Source organism: Acinetobacter sp. ANC 3813 (genome assembly GCF_002135435.1).
Classification (GTDB): Bacteria; Pseudomonadota; Gammaproteobacteria; order Pseudomonadales; family Moraxellaceae; genus Acinetobacter.
The window spans coordinates 46,784-68,145 of record NZ_NEGK01000006.1; the positions used below are offsets into that span (position 1 = coordinate 46,784).

Genomic DNA, 21,362 nt, shown 5'->3' on the forward strand with positions numbered 1-21,362 from the left:
GCTTATCCCTTAGGATGAGCAGTCGTTTTTCTCATTAATGATTGATTGTCATATTGATGCGAAGTCAAATGGGCTTGAAGCTGAGCCATAAAGTCCATTACAACTACCACAACGATCAGTAAAGATGTTCCGCCCAAGCTGAATGGAATCCCAAACGAGCTTTGCAGAATCATCGGCATTAAACAGATGATTGTGATATAAATCGCGCCGATAAACGTCAAACGATTGAGAATATGATCTAAGTAACGAGCAGTTTGCTCTCCTGGACGAATACCTGGCACATATGCTCCGCTGCGTTTAAGATTTTCTGATACTTCTTTCGGGCTGAAAACCAGCGCAGTATAGAAATAACAGAAGAAAATAATCAACGCACCGAACAGCACCAAATATAAAGGCTGACCAGGTGACAATACGAGTGCCAAATCTTGCAGGCCACGCTTAATAAAACCAGCATTCGGATCAGCGCTTCCCACCCATTGACCTAAGCTCGCAGGGAACAAAAGCAATGAGCTGGCAAAAATTGCCGGAATTACACCCGCCATATTAATTTTTAATGGCAAATGTGACTGCTGAGCTGAAAACACGCGGCGGCCTTGCTGTTTTTGCGCATAATTTACTGGAATACGACGCTGCGCTTTCTCAATAAATACAATGGCAGCCAAAACAGCTAAAGATAATAAGCCAAAGATTGCCAAGCCGATTAAGCTTGTTTGGCCATTATCTGTAGATGATAAAGATTGCAGAACCAAGTTCGGCAAACCAGCAACAATACCGGCAAAGATGATCATGGAAATACCATTACCCACTCCGCGCTCAGTAATTTGCTCACCCAGCCACATCAGAAACATCGTACCTGCAACCAGTGAAGTAACAGCCGGAACGTAAAAAGCCAGACCAGAACTCAGAGTAATCCCCTGACTGATAAGGCCTGCACACATCCCTACTGCCTGCACCAATGCAAGAAACAGTGTACCTTGACGCGTATACTGATTAATTTTGCGCTTGCCTTGCTCACCCTCTTTTTTCAAAGCTTCGAGTGAAGGAACAACTGTAGACATCAGCTGTACAATAATAGACGCTGAAATATACGGCATGATCCCGAGTGCAAGAATCGACATGCGCTCTAATGCACCGCCGGAAAACATGTTAAACAAACCAAGGATTGTACCTTGGTTTGCATTAAACAAGTTTTCAAGGGCCGCATTATTAATGCCCGGTACCGGAATATGCGCTCCTAGCCGAAAAACCAGCAATGCACCAATGAGAAACATCATTCGGCGAATTATTTCACGGTATTTCACATGAAATGGCTGGCCTTTCATCATATTAACATGACCTGTAGAACTAGGAGTCATAGACACTGGGGATTACTCCTCGACTTTACCGCCAGCAGCTTCAACAGCAGCTTTAGCGCCTTTAGTCAATGCAACACCTTGAACAGTGAAAGCACGAGTAATTTCACCAGAAAGTACGATACGCGCACGCAACATATCTTTACGTACAACGTTAGCAGCTTTTAAAGTTTCAAGTGAAACAATATCACCTTCAACTTTAGCAAGTTCTGATAAACGTACTTCAGCAGTTTTCAAAGCCAACTGGCTAGTGAAACCGAATTTAGGCAAACGGCGATATAGCGCAGTTTGACCGCCTTCGAAACCAGGACGTGTACCACCGCTCTTACGTGAGTTTTGACCTTTGACACCACGGCCACCAGTCTTACCAACGCCAGAACCGATACCACGGCCTAGACGAAGGTTGTCACGCTTAGCGCCTTCTGCTGGCGCAATTGTATTTAAACGCAGAGTCATGGCTTATTCCTCTACACTAACCATATAGTAGACTTGGTTGATCATACCGCGGTTAGAAGGTGTATCTTGAACTTCTACAGTATGACCAATACGACGCAGACCTAAACCTTTAAGGCTAAGCTTGTGATTTTTCAAGCGGTGCGATGCAGATTTAGTCTGGGTAACTTTAATCGTTTTCATGATTGATTACCCTTGAATTTGTTCTACAGAAAGACCGCGTTTAGCAGCAACTTTCTCTGGAGAAGTCATATCGCGCAGACCGTTAAAAGTCGCGTTTACAACGTTCGCAGCGTTTGTAGAACCATAACATTTTGTCAACACGTTACGCACGCCAACAGCTTCTAAAACTGCACGCATAGCGCCACCAGCGATTACACCAGTACCTTCAGAAGCAGGCTGCATGTAAACACGGCTAGCACCGTGACGAGCATTGATAGGATGCTGAACAGTACCGTCAACAAGATCAACAGTAATCATGTTGCGACGAGCAGCTTCAAGCGCTTTAGAAATAGCAGCTGGAACTTCACGCGCTTTACCGCGACCAAAACCTACGCGACCATTACCGTCACCCACAACAGTCAATGCTGTGAAAGAGAAGATACGACCACCCTTAACAACTTTGGCTACACGATCAACGGCAACCAGCTTTTCAACAAGACCTTCGTTTTGTTCAACTTTAGCCATGATTAGAACTCCAAGCCGTTTTCACGAGCAGCATCAGCCAAGGCTTTGATACGACCATGATATTTAAAACCAGAACGGTCAAATGCAACTTTAGTAACGCCAGCTGCTTTAGCACGTTCTGCGATTAAAGCACCTACTTTTTGAGCTGCTTCAACATTACCAGTTGTACCAGCACGTAGAGTAGCGTCTAAAGTAGAAGCTTGCGCTAATACTTTGCCACCATCTGCTGAAATAACTTGAGCATAGATGTGACGCGGAGTGCGGTTTACACACAAACGAGTCGCACCCAATGCACGGATGTGCAAGCGTGTGCTTTTCGCACGACGCAAACGGGTTTGTTTCTTTTCGTTCATAAGAACCTCGCGCCTTATTTCTTCTTAGCTTCTTTACGAAGTACAACTTCGTCAGAATAACGAACACCTTTGCCTTTATACGGCTCTGGCGGACGGTAACCACGGATTTCTGCAGCAACTTGACCTAATTTAGCTTTATCAGCTGATTTAAGTACAATTTCAGTTGCAGTTGGAGTTTCAGCAGTTACACCTTCAGGAAGGTTGTAGTCAATTGGATGTGAAAAACCAAGGTTAAGGTTAACAATGTTACCTTTAACCGCAGCTTTATAACCAACACCAATCAGTTGCAACTTACGTTCGAAACCTTCACTAACACCTTTCACAAGGTTGTTAAGAACAGCGCGAGCAGTACCAGCTTGCATCCAAGAATCGCGAGATTCTTTTACAGGAGCAATTTGAAGATTACCTTCTTCCTGTTTTAGCTCGACCAGCGCATGCAGGTTGAAAGACAAAGTACCTTTACTGCCTTTCACTTCGACCTGCCGGCCGTTCTGAGTAACTGTTACACCATTAGGTACAGTTACTGGGGCTTTAGCCACACGAGACATGAGGAATCACCTATTAAGAAACAAAAGCAATAACTTCACCACCGATACCTGCAGCACGTGCAGCGCGATCAGTCATGATGCCTTTGCTTGTAGAAACAATTGCAATACCCAAACCTTGCTTAACGCTAGGAAGTGCATCTTTACCGCGGTATTGGCGAAGGCCTGGACGGCTAACGCGTTTAACGGTATCGATTACTGGCTTGCCTTCGAAATATTTTAAAGTAATCGTTAAAGTCGCTTTGCCTTCATTGTCAGCAACAGCTACATCAGCGATATAACCTTCTTGTTGAAGAACGTTTGCAATAGCAACCTTCAACTTAGAATTAGGCATAGAAACTGTTTGTTTCTTTGCCATTTGTGCGTTACGAACACGTGTTAGCATGTCGGCAACGGTATCTTGCATACTCATCTATAGCGCTCCTTACCAGCTTGCCTTAACAACGCCCGGTACATCACCTTGCATTACTGTTTCACGTAATTTGTTACGGCTTAGGCCGAACTTACGGAAGTAACCATGTGGACGACCAGTTAGACCGCAACGGTTACGCAGACGTACTGGAGATGCATTACGCGGTAATGCTTGAAATTTCATCATCGCTTCGAAACGTTCTTCGTCTGATGCATTTACATTTGCAATCGTTGCTTTTAATTCAGCACGTTTTGCAGCGTATTTAGCAACAGTTTTTTCGCGTTTCAATTCGCGATTAATCATGCCTTTCTTAGCCATATCGACCTCTTATTTGAACGGGAAGCCGAATGCACGCATAAGCGCACGGCCTTCGTCATCGGTGCGAGCAGTCGTAGTAATGGTAATATCCATACCACGAATACGATCAATCTTATCAAAATCGATTTCAGGGAACATGATCTGTTCCTTCAAACCCATTGAGTAGTTACCACGGCCATCAAATGATTTCGCAGAAAAACCGCGGAAGTCACGAATACGTGGGATCGCAATAGAGATCAAACGATCTAAGAATTCATACATACGTTCGCCACGTAAAGTAACTTTACAGCCGATCGGCCAACCATCACGGATTTTAAAACCAGCGATAGATTTGCGAGCTAATGTAAGAACTGGTTTTTGACCAGCAATCGCTTGCATATCAGCAAGAGCACCATCAAGGAGTTTTTTGTCAGCAGAAGCTGCGCCAACACCCATGTTGATCGTGATTTTAGTGATGCGAGGAATCTCCATCACATTTTTAACGGCTAAAGTCTCTTGTAACTGAGCTTTTAGTTCGTCGTTGTAACGTGTTTTAAGTCTGGCCATTGCCTATTTCAACCTATTACTTCGCTACCGCCACTGATTCACCATTTGATTTGTAAACGCGAGTTTTCACGCCTTCAATCGTCTGGTAACCAACACGGTCAGCCTTTTGGGTTGCAGCATTAAAAATTGCCACGTTTGAGATGTGAAGCGAAGCTTCTTGTGTAACTACAGCGCCTTCAGCACCTGTTGCACGGTTCGGCTTTTGATGCTTCTTAACTAAGTTCAAGCCTTCAACAAGAACTCGGTCATTAGAAACAGACAAAACAGTACCTTGTTTGCCTTTTTCTTTACCTGCGATCACAATTACTTGATCGCCCTTTTTAATCTTAGCCATGATCGCCTCTTATAGAACTTCAGGAGCCAGTGAAATAATTTTCATGAACTGTTCAGTACGAAGTTCACGAGTCACAGGTCCGAAAATACGAGTTGCAATCGGCGCTTTGTTGTTGTTCAAAATAACAGCTGCGTTATCGTCGAAACGGATAACAGAACCATCTGGACGACGGATGCCGAACTTTGTACGTACAACAACAGCATTCATCACGTCACCTTTTTTAACACGTGCGCGTGGAATAGCTTCTTTTACAGTAACTTTAATAATGTCGCCAACAGAAGCATAACGACGATGTGAGCCACCAAGTACTTTAATACATTGTACGCGGCGGGCACCACTGTTGTCTGCTACGTCGAGCATACTTTCGGTTTGAATCATTGCCCTACTCCAAAACCGAGCATCACCGGTCGCAATTTCGAAAGGCTCAAAGAGTACTCGAAATTAACCGATGATGCAAGAACGTTTAATTACTCAGCAGCTGCTTCAACAACTTCAACTAATGTCCAAGACTTAGTTTTAGAAATTGGGCGGCTTTCTTTGATAGTTACAACATCGCCAGTTTTAGCTGTGTTGTTCTCATCATGAGCGTGTAATTTAGTTGAACGGCGGATTAATTTGCCATACAACGGGTGTTGAACTCGGCGTTCGATAAGCACAACAATAGACTTGTCCATTTTGTCGCTTACTACTTTGCCGGTTAACGTGCGGACTGTATTTTCACTCATTGTCCGTTCCCCTGTTTTTCGGTAAGGAGGGTCTTAATACGAGCAATAGTTTTGCGAGTAAGCGCAACTTCGTGCGATTTACCCAATTGACCAGTTGCTTTCGCCATACGAAGACGGAATTGGTTTAGCTGTTGCTCATCAAGCAAAGCTGTCAACTCTTCTACCGACTTTTCACGTAGATCTTTAGTTTTCATTACATTACCGTCCGAGTCACGATAGTGGTTTTAAACGGAAGTTTAGCAGCTGCAAGCGTAAACGCTTCACGAGCCAATTCTTCGTTAACACCATCAATTTCGTACAAGACTTTACCTGGTTTGATTTGGCAAACCCAGTATTCCACAGAACCTTTACCTTTACCCATACGAACTTCTAATGGTTTAGCAGTAATTGGCTTGTCTGGGAAAACACGGATAAAGATCTTACCACCACGTTTAATACGACGGCTGATTGTACGACGCGCTGCTTCAATTTGACGCGCTGTCATTTGACCGCGCTCAAGTGATTTAAGAGCAATAGTACCGAAAGATACTGAGCTGCCGCGATGCGCTAGGCCAGTGTTACGGCCTTTTTGCACTTTACGGAATTTAGTACGCTTAGGTTGCAACATGGATTATTCTCCTTTTTCAGCAGAACGATCATTGCGACGACCACGACGCTCTTGACCTTCACCACGACCGCGACCGCGTTTAGCTGGACGTTCTTCAGCAGGAGCAGGGTTCATGACTTGTTTCATGCCACCTAGTATCTCGCCACGGAATACCCAAACTTTAACACCGATCGTACCGTAAGTAGTTTCAGCACGCATAGTAGCATAGTCGATATCAGCACGAAGCGTATGAAGAGGCACACGGCCTTCACGATACCACTCAGTACGAGCAATCTCAGCACCGCCAAGACGGCCTGAAACTTCAACTTTAATACCTTTTGCACCAGCACGCATAGAGTTTTGTACCGCACGCTTCATAGCGCGACGGAACATAACGCGTTTTTCCAATTGAGAAGCAATAGCCTCAGCAACTAGACGAGCGTCCAAGTCAGGGCGATCAATTTCATTGATGCTAACTTGCGCAGGGACACCCATAATGGCTGTTAATTCGCGTTGTAATTTCTCAATGTCTTCGCCTTTTTTACCGATAACGATACCAGGACGAGCAGTGCTAATTGTAATTTTAGCAGCGCCAGTAGGACGTTCGATAAGAATATTGCTGATCATTGCGTTCTTAAGTTTTTTAGTTAAAAACTCACGAACTTGCAAATCTTTAAGCAAGTATTCAGCGTATTGTTTCGGACTCGCATACCAGTTGGCGTTATGACGTTTTACAACACCAAGGCGGATACCGATTGGATGAACCTTCTGACCCATATCAAACCCCTACCTTAACGGTAATGTGACAAGTACGCTTAGTAATACGATCTGCACGGCCTTTAGCACGCGGCAAAATACGTTTAAGGCTAGTGCCTTCATCAACGTAGATCGTAGAAACTTTAAGGTCGTCTACATCTAAACTGTTATTATGTTCAGCGTTTGCAATCGCAGATTCCAATGCTTTTTTTACCAAAACTGCAGCTTTTTTATTGCTGAAATTTAGGATGTTAAGCGCGTGAGCAACTGATTTGCCACGGATTAAATCTGCAACCAAACGAGTTTTTTGTGCCGAGATAGCGGCACCGCGTAATTTAGCAGTAACTTCCATCATAGCACCTTAACGTTTAGACTTCTTGTCAACACCGTGACCACGATAGGTACGAGTTGGCGCGAATTCACCTAGTTTATGACCAACCATATGTTCAGATACGATCACTGGAACATGGTTACGGCCATTATGGACAGAAATTGTTAAACCAACAAAATCCGGGAGGATCATCGAACGACGCGACCAAGTTTTGATCGGCTTACGGTTATTAGCCGCGATAGCCGCTTCAACCTTAGCGAACAAGTGCGCATCGACGAATGGGCCTTTTTTCAGAGAACGAGGCATTGTCAGATTCCTTTACTTGTTACTTAACGCGACGGTCGCGAATGATCATCTTAGTCGTACGCTTATTGGTACGTGTCTTGTACCCTTTAGCTTTTTGACCCCATGGACTTACAGGTTGAATACCTTTATTACGCCCTTCACCACCACCATGTGGATGGTCAACTGGGTTCATTGCCATACCGCGAACAGTAGGACGAACGCCACGCCAGCGTGATGCACCTGCTTTACCAAGTGAACGAAGGTTGCTTTCTGAGTTAGAAACTTCGCCTAACACAGCACGGCATTCAACGTGTACTTTACGCATTTCGCCTGAACGCAGACGAATAATTGCATAAGAACCGTCACGACCCAACAATTGAGCAGAAGTACCAGCAGAACGTACTAATTGTGCGCCTTTACCGATTTTAAGCTCGATGTTGTGAAGAGTAGAACCGATCGGCATATTGCGAAGTGGCAAGCAGTTACCTGGACGAATTGGAGCATCGTTACCAGACTGAACTGAATCACCAGCGCGAAGGCCTTTAGGTGCAATAATATAGCGACGCTCACCGTCAGCATAAAGCACAAGTGCGATATGTGAAGTACGGTTAGGATCGTATTCAATACGTTCAACTACAGCAGGGATGCCGTCTTTGTTACGTTTGAAGTCAACGATACGGTAGTGCTGTTTATGACCACCACCAACGTGACGAGTCGTAATGTGACCATTGTTATTACGGCCGCCAGTACGCTTTTTAGCTTCAACCAACGGAGAGTACGGTGCGCCTTTGTGAAGATGGTCGTGAACGACTTTCTCTACAAAGCGGCGGCCCGGAGACGTTGGCTTACATTTTTGAATAGGCATAATTTCCGTCCTTATTCCGCTGCGTTTTCAGCGGTATCGCCCAAGTCAGCCATTTCAACATCTTGGCCAGCTTTCAGGGTGACGTATGCTTTTTTAACATCAGAACGGCGTCCTAATGTTTTACCAAAGCGCTTAGTCTTACCTTTAGTGATCGTTGTGTTAACTTTAACAACTTGAACACCAAACAGTTGCTCTACTGCTTTTTTGATTTCAAGCTTGTTTGCATCAAGTGCAACTTTAAAAACTTGAACACCAGCAGCTTCGCCTAAAACTTGTGCTTTCTCTGAGAATACAGGTCCTTGCAGGACTTGATAGATACGTTCGTTGTTCATCCGAGTTCTACCTCAATTTTCTTAGCAGCAGCTACAGACATAACAACTTTGTCAAACGCAATCAAGCTAACAGGATCAATTGCAGCAGCATCAACCACATCAACGTGTGGAATGTTGCGAGCAGCAAGATACAAGTTCTCATCAACAGCATCTGTAACGATTAATGCGCGAGTGGCATTTAAGTCGTTAAGTTTTGCAAGCAATTCTTTAGTTTTTGGAGCTGCAACAGCAAACTCTTCAACTAAAACTAAGCGATCTTGACGAACAAGTTCAGCTAGGATGCATTGCATAGCACCGCGGTACATTTTACGGTTAACTTTTTGAGACCAGTCTTGTGGACGAGCAGCAAAAGTTTTACCGCCGCCAACCCAGATTGGGCTACGAATAGAACCAGCACGTGCGCGGCCAGTACCTTTTTGACGGAATGGCTTTTTGCCGCCGCCAGATACATCGCCACGAGATTTTTGAGCTTTAGAACCTTGACGACCGCCAGCTAAGTAAGCTGTAACAACTTGGTGTACAAGAGCTTCGTTAAACTCACGCCCGAAAGCAACTTCAGACAATTCAACAGCAGAGCCGGAAACAGTATTTAAATTCACGTTATTTCCCCTCAGGCCTTGATCGTAGGACGAACAGTTACGTCACCACCGGTAGCACCAGGAACTGCGCCTTTAACAACAAGAACTGAACGTTCTGCGTCAATAGAAACAATCTCAAGACCCTGTGTAGTTACGCGTTCAGCACCTAAATGGCCAGCCATTTTTTTGCCTTTAAATACGCGACCAGGAGTCTGGTTTTGACCAGTAGAACCTAAAACACGGTGAGAAAGTGAGTTACCGTGAGTAGCATCTTGAGTACGGAAGTTCCAACGCTTAACACCGCCTTGAAAACCTTTACCTTTAGATGTACCAGTTACGTCAACAATTTGACCAACTGTGAACAAGTCAACAGTTAAAGTACCACCAACTTCACGACCTTCAAGATCAGCTTCTGTAGCGCGGAATTCTTGAACTAAACGGCCAGCAGCAACACCAGCTTTCGCAAAGTGGCCTTTCTGAGCGTTAGTTACGCGAGATTCGCGACGTTCACCAGTAGTGATTTGAATTGCTTGATAACCATCAGTTTCAAGCGTTTTGATTTGAGTGATGCGGTTTGGATCAACCTCAATCACTGTAACAGGTACAGAAACACCAGCATCTGTAAAGATACGTGTCATACCGCACTTGCGACCGACTAAACCAATAGCCATGTGCATAAACCTCTAAAAAAGCGACTTAATTAACTTTTAAAGTTCGTTAATTAACCCGAAAGCCTTAACCCAATGCGATCTGAACATCAACACCAGCTGCAAGATCCAACTTCATCAACGCATCTACAGTTTTGTCTGTAGGTTGAACGATGTCGATCAAACGCTTGTAAGTACGGATTTCGTACTGGTCACGCGCATCTTTGTTTACGTGTGGTGATGTTAAAACGTTAAAACGCTCGATGCGAGTTGGCATCGGGATTGGACCGCAAACTTGTGCGCCAGTGCGTTTTGCTGTTTCTACGATTTCTTGAGAAGATTGATCAATTAAACGGTGATCAAAAGACTTAAGACGGATACGAATTCTCTGGTTAGACATACCAGTTAACTCCAAGCCAAAATATAAAGAATCACTCATGACGCATCCCACCCCACCAAATATGGAGCAAGTGTCAAGAGCAGTGAAATATCACTAAGGTCATGATCGATGCCACGACTGTCACGATAGTTAAGCTGCTTACTCGCAGTTAACCCCCTTTCAATAAAGGGTCGCTCATTATATCCATTGTTTAATGCATAAGCAAATATCTTTTCTTTTTTTTAGCCTTTTTTTGTATTTGCTCACGCCTCAACATTGTTTGCTTTTTGATCAATACGCCGTTTTCCTTAAAACGTACTCAATTGCATTATTGAGCAATTGATTTCCCTGCAAAAATTTCTCCTTTGGCGTCTTCTTCAGCTCCGCTTCATTCTGCACATGCGCCCCGTTAAATAGCGCCAACTCTTCATCATCCTCTAAGAATAGGGCAAGGCTTTCTGGGGTGATTTCAGGATGAAACTGGAATCCCAATACATTTTTGCCGATTTGATACATTTGATTGCGGCAGACCTCATTCTCTGCCAAATGGACCGCCCCTTTGGGAATTTCAAAGGTTTCTGAATGCCACTGCATCACATTGAAATGCTCGGGCAGTTCAAAGCAGCCGTCAGGGATATAATTCATTTTGCGCACTGACGTCCACCCCAGCTCCTGCTGCGCATTTTTACTGACTGCCGCTCCCAATGCATTGGCAATCATCTGTCCGCCCAAGCATAAGCCAATCGCAGGCTTCCCCAATGCCAAATACCGCCTGAGCCAGCGCTTTTCAATTTTCAGCCATGGATAGTTGGCTTCATCATTTACACTCATTGTCCCGCCCATAATAATCAAAAGATCTACATCTTCCACATTTGGCAATGCTTCTATGTCGAGGGCTAAATCCAAAGGCAATGCAAAAAACTCTGTTGCTGTAATTTGCGCATTCATTTCTTTTAAATATGCAAAACAGCTTCCGAACCCTTCACCAGCAATATGCTGAAAATAATGCACTTTCAAATGCGACTTCATGCGCCATACCTATTGTTGTAGCTATAGCCATGCTTTTGCAAAATTGAAGCCAACTTTGCGTTTTGCATACCTCTATTAAACAATTCATACAATTTGTGGCGAAATACAGCGCAATAACTTAATCTTCAACTCAAGATAGACCCCATTTTAGAGCTTTGCTGTGAAAAAAAACCGCCAAACCGCATTGATTCATGCACCACGAAAAGCCCCTCAATATATATCGACTGTTCAGCCTCCCTTATTTCGTGCATCAACCATTATTTTTGAAAGTACTGATGCCCTATTTAATCGCCATTGGACAGACCGCTACGACTACAGCTACGGAACACATGGCACACCCACAACCTTCACTTTAGGCGATCAAATTGCGCAGCTGGAAGGCGGTGAATACAGCCTGCTGGCGCCCAGCGGCTTGTCTGCTATCAATCTGGTGAATTCATGCCTTTTAGCGCATGGCGATGAAGTTTGGGTTGCAAACAATATTTATGGGCCAAACATGGAGCATTTGCGCAACCTGCAAACGCGTTACGGCATAGACGTGAAGGTATATAACCCTATTGATGCCTCCACTTTCCAGCCTTCTGATAAAGCCAAATTGATTTGGCTGGAAGCTGCAGGCTCAATCACGCTAGAGTTTCCTGACCTGACACAATTGGTGAAGAAAGCGCAGGCACATCAGGTTTTAACAGTCTTAGATAATACTTGGGGCGCTGGCCTAGCTTTTAATGCCTTCGATTTTGGCGCCGAACATTTAAGCGTCGATATTACGGTTCATGCGCTGACCAAATATCCAAGCGGCGGCGGCGACATCCTGATGGGTTCAGTGGTCACCCGCGATCAAAAACTGCATCATCAATTATTCCGCATGCATGCCATTCAAGGCATTGCTATTTCTGGCGACGATGCCGCACAAGTGCAGCGCAGCCTAGCCTCTATGCAAGTCCGTTATGAACATCAATCTCAAAGCGCTTTGACGCTTATGCAATGGCTGAAGCAGCAGCCCGAATTCGCTCAGGTGCTGCATCCAGCTGATTCTGCTTCTGCGGGCCATACCTATTGGGAAGAGATTTGTACAAATGGCCACAGCGCTGGCTTGGTCAGCGTGATTTTCCAGCCTGAATATGACCTAAAAGCCGTCCGCGCTTTCTGCGACCGTTTAAGTTTATTTAAACTGGGTTTCAGCTGGGGCGGGCCTATCAGCCTCGTTATGCTCTACGATTTAAAAGGCATGCGCGCACTGGAGCATACACATTTACAACAAGGATTATTGGTCCGCTTCTGCATAGGGCTGGAACATCCACAAGATTTAATTCAAGATATAGAAAACGCGTTAAAACAATTGAAAATACTGCAAAACGAATAAATCAGAAAGAATAGGAAAATTTATGGGCACACCAATCGTCATTGCCAAAAAGACCGCCAATACGCAGCAGGATATTGTGCTGCATTCACAATTTGCCAACCGTCACGGCCTGATTGCCGGCGCAACGGGAACGGGGAAAACCGTGACCTTAAAAGTATTGGCGGAAAGTTTTTCCCGCATTGGTGTGCCCGTGTTTTTAGCCGATGCCAAAGGCGATGTGTCCAGTCTTGCGAAGGCAGGTGAAAGCAATGCTAAATTTGATGAGCGTATTAAAAGCTTAAATATAGAGTCCATTCCCTTTGCCGCCTCTCCCGTGGTGTTTTGGGATTTATTTGGACAGCAGGGTCATCCGATTCGCACCACAGTCTCTGAAATTGGGCCGCTGCTTCTGGCGCAAATGCTGAATCTGAATGATACGCAGGAAGGCGTGCTGTCTGCAGTGTTCCGTATTGCGGATGATCAAGGGCTTTTGCTGATTGACTTTAAAGATTTAAAAGCCATGATCAGCTATGTAACTGAGCATGCCGCAGAATTTAAAGCGGAATACGGCAACCTGTCTCCCGCCAGTTTGGGCGCCATTCAGCGCAATTTATTGGCGCTGGCAGATCAAGGCGGCGACCAGTTCTTTGGCGAACCCAGCTTAAATATTCTTGATTTTATTCAAACCGATAGCCAAGGCCGCGGCAACATTAACCTGCTTGCGGCAGATAAGCTGATGAACACACCAAAACTGTATGCCACTTTTTTGCTGTGGATGCTGTCAGAACTGTTTGAACAGCTGCCGGAAGTCGGCGATATGGACAAACCTAAATTGGTCTTTTTCTTTGATGAAGCGCATTTGCTGTTTGACAATGCCAGCGCAGCACTGCAGGAAAAAATTGAACAGGTGGTGCGTCTAATTCGCTCTAAAGGCGTCGGTATTTATTTTGTCACGCAAAACCCGCTGGATTTACCGGAAAGTGTTTTAGGTCAGCTGGGTAACCGTGTGCAGCATGCGCTGCGTGCATTTACACCTAAAGATCAAAAAGCAGTAAAAATTGCAGCAGACACCTTCCGCGCCAATCCTGAATTTAAGGTCGATCAGGCCATTACCGAACTGGGTGTGGGTGAAGCTCTAATCAGCTGTCTAGATGAACAAGGCACACCGCAAATCGTAGAACGCGGATGGGTCATGCCGCCCTACTCTTCATTTAGCCCCATCACACTAGAAGAGCGCAAAGCTTTAATGGCGCAAAGCATTGTTGCTGGAATTTATGAGCAGCACTTAGACCGTGAGAGCGCCTTTGAACTGCTGCAGCAAAAAGTCGCTGACCGGCAGCAGCAAGCGGTTCAAGCCGAACAAGATAAAGTGCAGGCCAAAGAGCAAGAAATTTTCGCAAAACAGCAGGCCAAAGAACAAGCCGCACTCGAAAAAGCCCAAGCCAAGGAACAGGAGCGCATTGCGCGTGAACAGGCCAAAGAAGCTGAACGTTCGGCTAAGCAGCGCGAAAAGCTGATTCAGGATACCGTTGGCACTTTTGCCAAAAGCGCTGCCCGCAGCTTAGGCGGCAGTACAGGTCAAAAAATTGTCCGCGGATTGCTCGGTTCACTGTTCGGCAGCAAATAATCTAAAAGTTCAATCAATTTGATTAAAATTATGGGATATTTTTATATCCCATAATTTTTTTAAGGTTTTATTAAAAGATGTATTGTGAATACACATTTAAAGATGTATTTTAAATACATCTTATAGCTTACATAGAAGTTTCAGCATGACTCCTCAACACATCGAACTTGTTAAATCGACCGTTCCTGTACTGCGTGAAAATGGCGTTGCATTAACCAGCTATTTCTACAACCGTATGCTGAACAATAATCCAGATCTTAAAAACGTGTTCAACCTTGACCACCAAAGCACTGGACGTCAGCCGCGCGCGCTGGCTGCCGCAGTTTTAGCATATGCTGAACACATTGAAAATCCAAGCGTATTGGCAAAAGCGATCGAACACATCACCACTAAACATGTAAGCTTGGACATTAAGCCTGAGCAATATTCAATTGTTGGCGAGAACCTGCTGCACTCGATCAGCGAAGTGCTGAATGTACCGATGGAATCAGATTTAATTGCAGCCTGGAAAGCGGCTTACCTTCAGCTGGCAGATATTTTGATTGGTGTTGAAAAAGCCAAATACGAAGCGCTTGCTGCTGAAAATGGCGGCTGGGCTGGCTGGCGCGGGTTCAGCATCAGCAATGTTGAAGAAACTGAAGCTGGCAAACGCTTCACACTGGCAGCACAAGATGGTCAAGCGGTAACTGCTGCAGAGGCAGGTCAATATATTTCAGTAAAAGTGAAAGTACCGGGCCACGGCATTGAACAGCCGCAGCAATATAAATTCGCTGCAGCGCAAGGCAACAACCAGTTTGTTTTTGATGTTAAACCTGAAGAAAACCATACTGAATACTCTGTATCCAACATTCTGCTCAGCCACTATAAAGCAGGCGATGCCGTTCAGGTTTCTGCACCGCTTTAAACTGAATGACAGGCGTCTGTGTAGCTTGAACGTTCCTTTCAAGGCACTTTCAAGCTACACTAAACGCCTGTTCCCAGCATTATTTCAAACATGCAGCTGAATAAATTTACCGATTATGCCCTGCGTCTGCTGATGTACATTGCTCAGCCTAAAGCGCTGCCCTACACCATTGCAGAAATTGCAGAAGATCTACAGGTCTCGCAAAATCATTTGGTGAAAATTGTGCATTTTATGGCAAAGCAGGATTGGCTGATTACCACTCGCGGCAAAGGCGGCGGCATTCGTCTTAATCCGCAAGCGCTGAATTATAAATTAGGGGAAATTGTGCGCATTTTACAGCGCGAAACTCCAATCGTAGAATGTAACACCCCACCCTGTGTATTGCGCAGCAACTGCGGACTGAAAGGCATTTTAGACCAAGCGGTAGAACAGTTTTATCAAAGCCTTGACCAATATACGCTGGCTGATGTGCTGAGCACGCCGCCATCATCAAAATACACCACACAATCCCCCATTCAGATGATCAATCTCTAAATCCGCAGCGCGCATTTTCCGAATGTTCTGCCGATCTGAACGATCAAAGTTCGCTTGCCCGAACGACTTCCTTTATAATAGCTGCTTGTAGATCAGTCATTGAAGTTAAGTTATGCATCAGCACAGAGGAAAATCTCGAAACAGTAAAACGGCCAACGCGCCAAAGCAAAAGATCAGCTATGAGAAAAAAGTTGATCCTGCTATTACTGAATACTCTGTACGCGCATTAAACTGGTTGCGCAGAGCTGAGTTCTTAATGAGTGCGCCAAAACTTAATTTGTGCGTCGAAGATACCGGTTATGAAATTGCCTTTGCCGGACGTTCAAATGCAGGAAAGTCCAGCGCAATTAATGCCTTGACCAACCAAAAGCAATTGGCTCGCGCGTCTAAACGCCCTGGCCGCACCCAAATGATCAACTTTTTCAGCTTAGGCAATCCAGATCAGCGCTTGGTCGATTTACCAGGCTATGGCTATGCCGCCGTGCCGGAAGCCATGAAAATTGTTTGGCAAAAAGAGCTGGAAAATTACCTGATTCACCGTGAAAGCCTGCAAGGCCTCGTCCTGCTCATGGATATCCGCCATCCCTTGCAGCACTTTGACATTATGATGCTGGAATGGGCGTATTCACGTAAATTGTTCGTGCATGTGCTGCTGACTAAATCAGACAAGCTAAACCGCGGACCTGCATCTAAAGCGCTGCAGGAAGTGAAAGCGCAGCTGAAAAAAATGAAACTGCAGTTTTCCATTCAGCTGTTTTCATCGCTGAATAAAGAAGGCTTACAGGAACTGGCCAGCGTAATGGGCGGACGCCTCAATTTCACGCTGGAACAAGCTGTACAGTTCGATTTGGACAGCATTCCTGATGCTGAAGCGGATGATGACGATACTGACGAGTTTGATGCTGATGCTGAACTTTTTGATTCCGAAGAAGCCTTGGATTTTGAAGACGCTGCGCCGCTGGAAACAGGAAATTCAGCTGAGCCCAACGAAGGCAAATCTTGATGTGATGTGTTTTGTCAGACAAAAAGCATCATGAAAAGATAGTGAAATGTCCTGTATTGCTAATCACAATGCAGGATTTTTTTTCCATACTGATCCTATGAAAAATGTGAATTGACTCGCACAACAATAAGGACAGTATGATGACGCTTCTCTCCCGCCTAAAAAAATCTAAAATCGGCTCATCTATCCGCTACAGCATTCGGCCGCGAAAAGTAAAATTTGAATGGACAGACACCCCGATTGACTGGGTGCCTAATCAGCCTTTTGTCAGCTATTTCATTAATGAAATTAATATGATTTTGCCTGCAGGCGAATTTTGGTTTTGCCGTCTGTACAACAAGGTGCTGCCGCAAATCAGCGATGAAAAGCTCAAAGAAGATGTGCAGGCGTTTATCCGTCAGGAAGCCATGCATGCGCAGGCACATAACTCCGCCAACAAAGAATATTTAACTGTGCGTGACATTGATGTGCAGCGCAACTTAGACCTCATGAATTTTCTGTTTAACAAAATGCTGGCAGATGAACCGCTGGGCCTAAAAATCCCCAAAGCGCTGGATCATCAATGGGATTTATTCCGCTTAGGCATTATTGCCACGGTTGAGCATATGACTTGTGTGATGGGAAAATATGCGCTGTATAACACCGAATGGGAAAAATTAGGCGCTGATCCCGCCATGCTGGATCTAGTGAAATGGCACGGCGCAGAAGAAATTGAACACCGCACCGTAGCGTTTGATTTATATCGCCATTTAGGCGGCGGTTACTTAGCCCGCTATTATCTGAGTGTGGTGGTGATTATTGCCGTCCTTGGCTTATGGGTAGATGGCGCAGCGCATATTATGAAACAGGACCCGCGCTTTAAGTCGATGCAGCCAGCGGTATATAAGCCATGGATCTGGCGTGAATGGTATGCCGTCGCTCAGCGTGACAATAAGTTGCTGCCTAGCCCGCTATGGCTTGTTTCACAGCAGCTGGGCTACCTAATGCCTTGGTATGACCCTGTACACGAAGCAAAAACAGAAGATGCTGTTGCCTACTTAGATAACTCTCCGGCGGCCAAACGCGCCGCGCTGAAAGTCGCTTAAGCCTCTACGGACTAATTTAAAAAGCAGGATTAAACCCTGCTTTTTTTGTACTTGAATCATCCATAAAATTTGAAACAGACTCAGTGCAACAGGTTTGCCTAAACCCGCTATGATGGCGTATTAAATAAAAATCAAGGAGCGCCCATGCACCCGCACATCACCGTCATTACCCTTGCTGTTCAGGACTTGAATGCCGCATATCATTTTTATCATCATGGGCTAGGACTGGCGAGCCAAGGCATTATTGGGACAGAGTTTGAATACGGCGCGGTGGCCTTTTTTGATTTGCAGCAGGGTTTAAAACTGGCACTTTGGCCGCAGAACAGCTTGAGCCATGATACTGGTTTAGTGGCAACCGCTTTTTGTAGCACACAAATGTCTTTGGGCCATAATGTTGCAAGTCCTGCCGAAGTTGATCAGCTTATGCAGCAAGCAATACAGGCAGGGGCTAAAGCAATAAAACCTGCACAGCACACCTTCTATGGCGGCTATGCAGGCTACTTTCAGGACTTAGACGGGCACCTTTGGGAAATTACCTACAATCCACAATTCGATTAAAGGCCTGAGCTCAATTAAAAATGCATTTAATCCGACAAAACAGGTTCATCTAAATCTTTGGTATGGCGGTCCACCACCACACTAATCATCATATCGCCCTGCACATTCACCACGGTCCGCACAGTATCCAGCAGACGGTCAATCGGCAGTAAAATCGCAATGGCTTCGGCTGGCAAGCCCACAGACTGAAGCACCATAATCATGGTGACCATGCCTGCACTTGGAATACCCGGCGCGCCCAGTGAGGCAATCATGGCTGTGGCGCAAACCACCAGCTGCTGACCCAAGCTTAAATCCAAGCCCATTAAATTGGCAATAAACAGCGCAGCGGCCGCTTCATACAGCGCCGTGCCATCCATGTTCAGCTGTGTGCCCAGCGGAATCACAAAACCTGCAGTTTGCGGGCGCACACCTAGGTTTTCCTGTGCGCATTTCATCGACAGCGGCATCGTGGCTGAGCTGGAACTGGTGGCAAATGCAGTGATGAGCGCCGCACGTGTGCCTTTAAAGAAAGTGATTGGATTCATTTTGCCAAAAATCCACAGCAGCAGCGGCAGTACCACGACTCCATGAAAAATTGTGGTTCCCGTGACCACGGCAGCAAACTCCGCCAAGCGGCTGAGCACCGTAATGTCTTCAGTGGCAATCAGCTTGGCCAGCAAGGCAAAAATACCCAGCGGCGCCAGCTTCATCACCCAGCCAATCATCAGCATCATAATGTCGAAGAACTGCTGGCTCAGTTTGCGCACGCTGCGGAATTTATCTCCACCCTTCACCAGCGCCGCGCCAATGAATAAAGCAAAGACCACCACCGCCAGCACATTGCCTTCTGCGAAAGCCTTAAATGGATTAATTAAGGTATTTTGAATAAAATTGGTAAAAAACGAGGCTGGCGTTAAGGTATCAGGCGTTTGATGCTGGTTCATTGCATCCTGAAACATCACAATATCCACACCCTTCCCGACTTGAAAGAGATGTGCGCAGGCAAGGCCAAGAATCAACGCCAATGTAGTGGTGGTAACACAGCAGGCTAAGGTAATTTTCCATGTGCGGCTCAGCTGACCGCCCGCCTGCAAATTGGATACCCCGACTACAATCGAACTGAAAATCAGCGGAATCAGCAGCATTTTCAACAGGCCAATAAAGACACTGCTGACGATGCCTATACCATACAGGCTGGCATCAAAGAACTGTGTTTGCGGAAAAAGATTCAGTAAAAAACCGAAGGCCACACCCAAGATTGCGGCAATTAAAATCTGTGTATTCAAGCTCATGGCAAACTGCTTTTTATGTCTTCCTGCAGGCACTATGCCATGCCAAACCTGCAGAATCGAGATTTTTTTGTCACATGCTCTGCATTAATCACGCAAAGCAAATCACCGCAATGGATTTAATTTAGCCAATTCGAATTCTAAATGGCATAAAACCTGCTTTTAAAATACCATCCATGTTCAATAGAAAAGGCTTTTCATGGCAAAAATCGCACTCGCGCTGGCATTGCTCAATATAGGCGCAATCATTAAATATACCGGCTGGCTGTCATAACGCTTCAGTCCAAATCGCTTTGTTCCAAATACTGATATAGATTCAAGCCATAAAAAAGCCGAAATCTTTTCCGGCTTTTCATTTACAAATGAAGGATTTGGCTTTATTGGGTTTCAATCTCACGCAGACGGATTAAGCCTTCCTGTGTGGTGCTGCAGACCAATTCGCCATTTTGCCACATCCTGCCAAAATTCAGGCCGCGTGAATTTACACTCACTGTAGCATCCATGTCATACAGCATCCACTCATCTACACGGAATGGCTTATGAAAATACATGGCATGGTCAATACTGGCGCATTGCAGGCTTGGCGATAAATAGCTTAGGCCATGCGGACGCAATGCTGTGGTCATGAGGGTAAAGTCTGAATAAAATGCAGCGATCGCCTGATGCAGGGAAACGTCATCCACTTCTGGCGCAATCGCATCATGCGTACGCAGGTAGTGCGCATAGTTGGGCGCTTCCGGCTGCGGCTGATACGGGTTGCTTGGATCAATCGGACGGATTTCAATATGACGGTCACGCATGAAACTGGCGCGGACATTTTCCGGCACAAAAGACATGATCTGCTGCTTTAATTCCGCCTCATTTTTCAATGTTTCCGGTGCAGGCAATTCAGGTTCTGAAATTTGATAATTCAGCCCCTCTTCCGGCCCCGCAAAGGAAATCATTGCGGTAAAAATCGTGCGGCCATGCTGAATAGCGCGAACCTGACGGCTGGCGAAGCTTTTGCCATCGCGCAGGCGCTCTACTTCATAGATAATCGGTGCATTAATATCGCCACCAAACAAGAAATAGGCATGCAGTGAATGTGCTGGACGGTCCGTGGTATAAGATGCAGCTCTTAAGGCCTGCCCGAGCACCTGACCGCCAAAAACACGCTTGCCGACTAAATTGCGGCTTTGCCCGCGGAAAATATTTTCCTCCAGCTTCTCTAAGCTGAGTAACTCGACCAGTTCCTGTGTTAAGGCGTTCATAAGCAACCTATTTCAATGAATGTGGGATAGCCCGAAGCAGGCAGAAAGTGCAGAAATGCAGGATCAGAATTTCTAAATGCAATTATAATGCATAAATCTTGACTAAATCCCTAAAGTTTTACTGACTGGCCTGTCACGGCGCATTTTTTGAAAAAATTGCTCAAAAAATGCTTTTTAACGATAAAATCTTACACTTAAGCAGTGATTTGTCAGAAAATGACTGGCTGTTTTTCAGTACAATTACACAAAATAACCGGCTGCCAGATTTGCAAATA

The 21,362-nt window shown here is 45.4% G+C and carries 31 protein-coding genes and 1 pseudogene; 7 read left to right on the forward strand and 25 right to left on the reverse strand.

Going from position 1 to position 21,362, the window contains the following annotated elements:
• Nucleotides 1–2: 2 nt before the first annotated feature.
• The 23 genes and pseudogenes from secY to B9T34_RS10350 form a co-directional block, all read right to left on the reverse strand.
• Nucleotides 3–1,322: a preprotein translocase subunit SecY gene (gene secY / locus B9T34_RS10240; protein ID WP_171265189.1), complete on the reverse strand. Its 1,320-nt coding sequence runs from the start codon at nt 1,320–1,322 to the stop codon at nt 3–5.
• 45 nt (nt 1,323–1,367) lie between these two features.
• On the reverse strand, nt 1,368–1,808 hold the full coding sequence (rplO, locus tag B9T34_RS10245; RefSeq protein ID WP_081406805.1) for a 50S ribosomal protein L15: 441 nt from the start codon (nt 1,806–1,808) through the stop codon (nt 1,368–1,370).
• A gap of 3 nt (nt 1,809–1,811) precedes the next feature.
• Complete coding sequence (rpmD, locus tag B9T34_RS10250; RefSeq protein WP_004786899.1) at nt 1,812–1,988, reverse strand: 50S ribosomal protein L30; 177 nt, start codon at nt 1,986–1,988, stop codon at nt 1,812–1,814.
• 6 nt (nt 1,989–1,994) lie between these two features.
• Nucleotides 1,995–2,492: a 30S ribosomal protein S5 gene (rpsE, locus tag B9T34_RS10255; RefSeq protein ID WP_005012962.1), complete on the reverse strand. Its 498-nt coding sequence runs from the start codon at nt 2,490–2,492 to the stop codon at nt 1,995–1,997.
• Nucleotides 2,493–2,494: 2 nt separating this feature from the next.
• On the reverse strand, nt 2,495–2,845 hold the full coding sequence (rplR, locus tag B9T34_RS10260) for a 50S ribosomal protein L18 (protein ID WP_005012963.1): 351 nt from the start codon (nt 2,843–2,845) through the stop codon (nt 2,495–2,497).
• Between the two features lie 14 nt (nt 2,846–2,859).
• Nucleotides 2,860–3,393, reverse strand: coding sequence for a 50S ribosomal protein L6 (gene rplF / locus B9T34_RS10265; RefSeq protein WP_086213048.1), 534 nt, complete (start codon nt 3,391–3,393; stop codon nt 2,860–2,862).
• A gap of 13 nt (nt 3,394–3,406) precedes the next feature.
• A complete protein-coding gene (gene rpsH, locus B9T34_RS10270) occupies nt 3,407–3,802 on the reverse strand; it encodes a 30S ribosomal protein S8 (RefSeq protein ID WP_078189273.1) in 396 nt (131 codons plus the stop codon).
• Nucleotides 3,803–3,814: 12 nt separating this feature from the next.
• Nucleotides 3,815–4,120: a 30S ribosomal protein S14 gene (gene rpsN, locus B9T34_RS10275; protein WP_086213049.1), complete on the reverse strand. Its 306-nt coding sequence runs from the start codon at nt 4,118–4,120 to the stop codon at nt 3,815–3,817.
• 9 nt (nt 4,121–4,129) lie between these two features.
• Nucleotides 4,130–4,666 carry a 50S ribosomal protein L5 gene (gene rplE / locus B9T34_RS10280; RefSeq protein WP_005012973.1) on the reverse strand — a complete coding sequence of 179 codons (537 nt, stop codon included), beginning with the start codon at nt 4,664–4,666 and terminating at the stop codon, nt 4,130–4,132.
• A 16-nt stretch (nt 4,667–4,682) separates the two neighbouring features.
• Nucleotides 4,683–5,000 (reverse strand): 50S ribosomal protein L24, encoded by a 318-nt coding sequence (gene rplX, locus B9T34_RS10285; RefSeq protein ID WP_086213050.1) that lies wholly within the window; start codon nt 4,998–5,000, stop codon nt 4,683–4,685.
• A gap of 9 nt (nt 5,001–5,009) precedes the next feature.
• On the reverse strand, nt 5,010–5,378 hold the full coding sequence (gene rplN, locus B9T34_RS10290; protein WP_004657680.1) for a 50S ribosomal protein L14: 369 nt from the start codon (nt 5,376–5,378) through the stop codon (nt 5,010–5,012).
• Between the two features lie 89 nt (nt 5,379–5,467).
• Complete coding sequence (rpsQ, locus tag B9T34_RS10295; protein ID WP_086213051.1) at nt 5,468–5,725, reverse strand: 30S ribosomal protein S17; 258 nt, start codon at nt 5,723–5,725, stop codon at nt 5,468–5,470.
• On the reverse strand, nt 5,722–5,919 hold the full coding sequence (gene rpmC / locus B9T34_RS10300; RefSeq protein WP_004650482.1) for a 50S ribosomal protein L29: 198 nt from the start codon (nt 5,917–5,919) through the stop codon (nt 5,722–5,724). The genes rpsQ and rpmC overlap by 4 nt, the downstream gene beginning before the upstream one ends.
• Nucleotides 5,919–6,332, reverse strand: a complete 414-nt coding sequence (gene rplP, locus B9T34_RS10305; protein ID WP_086213052.1) for a 50S ribosomal protein L16 — start codon at nt 6,330–6,332, stop codon at nt 5,919–5,921. The genes rpmC and rplP overlap by 1 nt, the downstream gene beginning before the upstream one ends.
• Nucleotides 6,272–7,088, reverse strand: a pseudogene (rpsC, locus tag B9T34_RS10310) (30S ribosomal protein S3). The gene rplP and the pseudogene rpsC overlap by 61 nt, the downstream one beginning before the upstream one ends.
• 1 nt (nt 7,089) lies before the next feature.
• Nucleotides 7,090–7,419 carry a 50S ribosomal protein L22 gene (rplV, locus tag B9T34_RS10315; protein ID WP_067762914.1) on the reverse strand — a complete coding sequence of 110 codons (330 nt, stop codon included), beginning with the start codon at nt 7,417–7,419 and terminating at the stop codon, nt 7,090–7,092.
• A gap of 9 nt (nt 7,420–7,428) precedes the next feature.
• Nucleotides 7,429–7,704: a 30S ribosomal protein S19 gene (rpsS, locus tag B9T34_RS10320; protein ID WP_004281508.1), complete on the reverse strand. Its 276-nt coding sequence runs from the start codon at nt 7,702–7,704 to the stop codon at nt 7,429–7,431.
• Nucleotides 7,705–7,723: 19 nt separating this feature from the next.
• Complete coding sequence (rplB, locus tag B9T34_RS10325) at nt 7,724–8,548, reverse strand: 50S ribosomal protein L2 (RefSeq protein ID WP_086213053.1); 825 nt, start codon at nt 8,546–8,548, stop codon at nt 7,724–7,726.
• Between the two features lie 11 nt (nt 8,549–8,559).
• Nucleotides 8,560–8,880 (reverse strand): 50S ribosomal protein L23, encoded by a 321-nt coding sequence (rplW, locus tag B9T34_RS10330; protein ID WP_086213054.1) that lies wholly within the window; start codon nt 8,878–8,880, stop codon nt 8,560–8,562.
• Complete coding sequence (gene rplD / locus B9T34_RS10335; RefSeq protein WP_005012993.1) at nt 8,877–9,479, reverse strand: 50S ribosomal protein L4; 603 nt, start codon at nt 9,477–9,479, stop codon at nt 8,877–8,879. Before rplD ends, rplW begins: the two co-directional genes overlap by 4 nt.
• Nucleotides 9,480–9,490: 11 nt before the next feature.
• Entirely contained in the window at nt 9,491–10,129 is a 639-nt protein-coding gene (gene rplC / locus B9T34_RS10340) for a 50S ribosomal protein L3 (RefSeq protein WP_086213055.1), read from the reverse strand.
• A gap of 64 nt (nt 10,130–10,193) precedes the next feature.
• Complete coding sequence (gene rpsJ / locus B9T34_RS10345) at nt 10,194–10,505, reverse strand: 30S ribosomal protein S10 (RefSeq protein ID WP_004725677.1); 312 nt, start codon at nt 10,503–10,505, stop codon at nt 10,194–10,196.
• 270 nt (nt 10,506–10,775) lie between these two features.
• Nucleotides 10,776–11,513: a type 1 glutamine amidotransferase gene (locus B9T34_RS10350; protein WP_086213056.1), complete on the reverse strand. Its 738-nt coding sequence runs from the start codon at nt 11,511–11,513 to the stop codon at nt 10,776–10,778.
• Between the two features lie 160 nt (nt 11,514–11,673).
• Between B9T34_RS10350 and B9T34_RS10355 the strand changes: the two genes are divergently transcribed.
• The 7 genes from B9T34_RS10355 to B9T34_RS10385 all read left to right on the forward strand — a co-directional run bounded on the left by B9T34_RS10355 (nt 11,674) and on the right by B9T34_RS10385 (nt 18,566).
• Nucleotides 11,674–12,876, forward strand: a complete 1,203-nt coding sequence (locus tag B9T34_RS10355) for a PLP-dependent transferase (protein WP_086213057.1) — start codon at nt 11,674–11,676, stop codon at nt 12,874–12,876.
• A gap of 22 nt (nt 12,877–12,898) precedes the next feature.
• Nucleotides 12,899–14,482, forward strand: coding sequence for a helicase HerA-like domain-containing protein (locus B9T34_RS10360; protein ID WP_086213058.1), 1,584 nt, complete (start codon nt 12,899–12,901; stop codon nt 14,480–14,482).
• 145 nt (nt 14,483–14,627) lie between these two features.
• Entirely contained in the window at nt 14,628–15,386 is a 759-nt protein-coding gene (locus B9T34_RS10365) for a globin domain-containing protein (protein ID WP_086213059.1), read from the forward strand.
• 90 nt (nt 15,387–15,476) lie between these two features.
• Nucleotides 15,477–15,920 (forward strand): RrF2 family transcriptional regulator, encoded by a 444-nt coding sequence (locus tag B9T34_RS10370; protein WP_086213060.1) that lies wholly within the window; start codon nt 15,477–15,479, stop codon nt 15,918–15,920.
• Between the two features lie 112 nt (nt 15,921–16,032).
• On the forward strand, nt 16,033–16,923 hold the full coding sequence (yihA, locus tag B9T34_RS10375) for a ribosome biogenesis GTP-binding protein YihA/YsxC (protein ID WP_086213061.1): 891 nt from the start codon (nt 16,033–16,035) through the stop codon (nt 16,921–16,923).
• 140 nt (nt 16,924–17,063) lie between these two features.
• Nucleotides 17,064–18,008, forward strand: a complete 945-nt coding sequence (locus B9T34_RS10380) for a metal-dependent hydrolase (protein WP_086213062.1) — start codon at nt 17,064–17,066, stop codon at nt 18,006–18,008.
• Nucleotides 18,009–18,152: 144 nt separating this feature from the next.
• On the forward strand, nt 18,153–18,566 hold the full coding sequence (locus B9T34_RS10385; protein WP_086213063.1) for a VOC family protein: 414 nt from the start codon (nt 18,153–18,155) through the stop codon (nt 18,564–18,566).
• A gap of 26 nt (nt 18,567–18,592) precedes the next feature.
• Here B9T34_RS10385 and B9T34_RS10390 read toward each other — a convergent pair whose 3' ends face one another.
• Both B9T34_RS10390 and B9T34_RS10395 read right to left on the reverse strand, forming a co-directional pair.
• The gene (locus B9T34_RS10390) at nt 18,593–19,840 is read right to left on the reverse strand and encodes a dicarboxylate/amino acid:cation symporter (RefSeq protein ID WP_086213064.1); all 1,248 of its coding nucleotides are present in this window, start codon (nt 19,838–19,840) and stop codon (nt 18,593–18,595) included.
• Between the two features lie 374 nt (nt 19,841–20,214).
• Nucleotides 20,215–21,087 (reverse strand): acyl-CoA thioesterase, encoded by an 873-nt coding sequence (locus B9T34_RS10395; RefSeq protein ID WP_086213065.1) that lies wholly within the window; start codon nt 21,085–21,087, stop codon nt 20,215–20,217.
• Between the last annotated feature and the right edge of the window lie 275 nt (nt 21,088–21,362).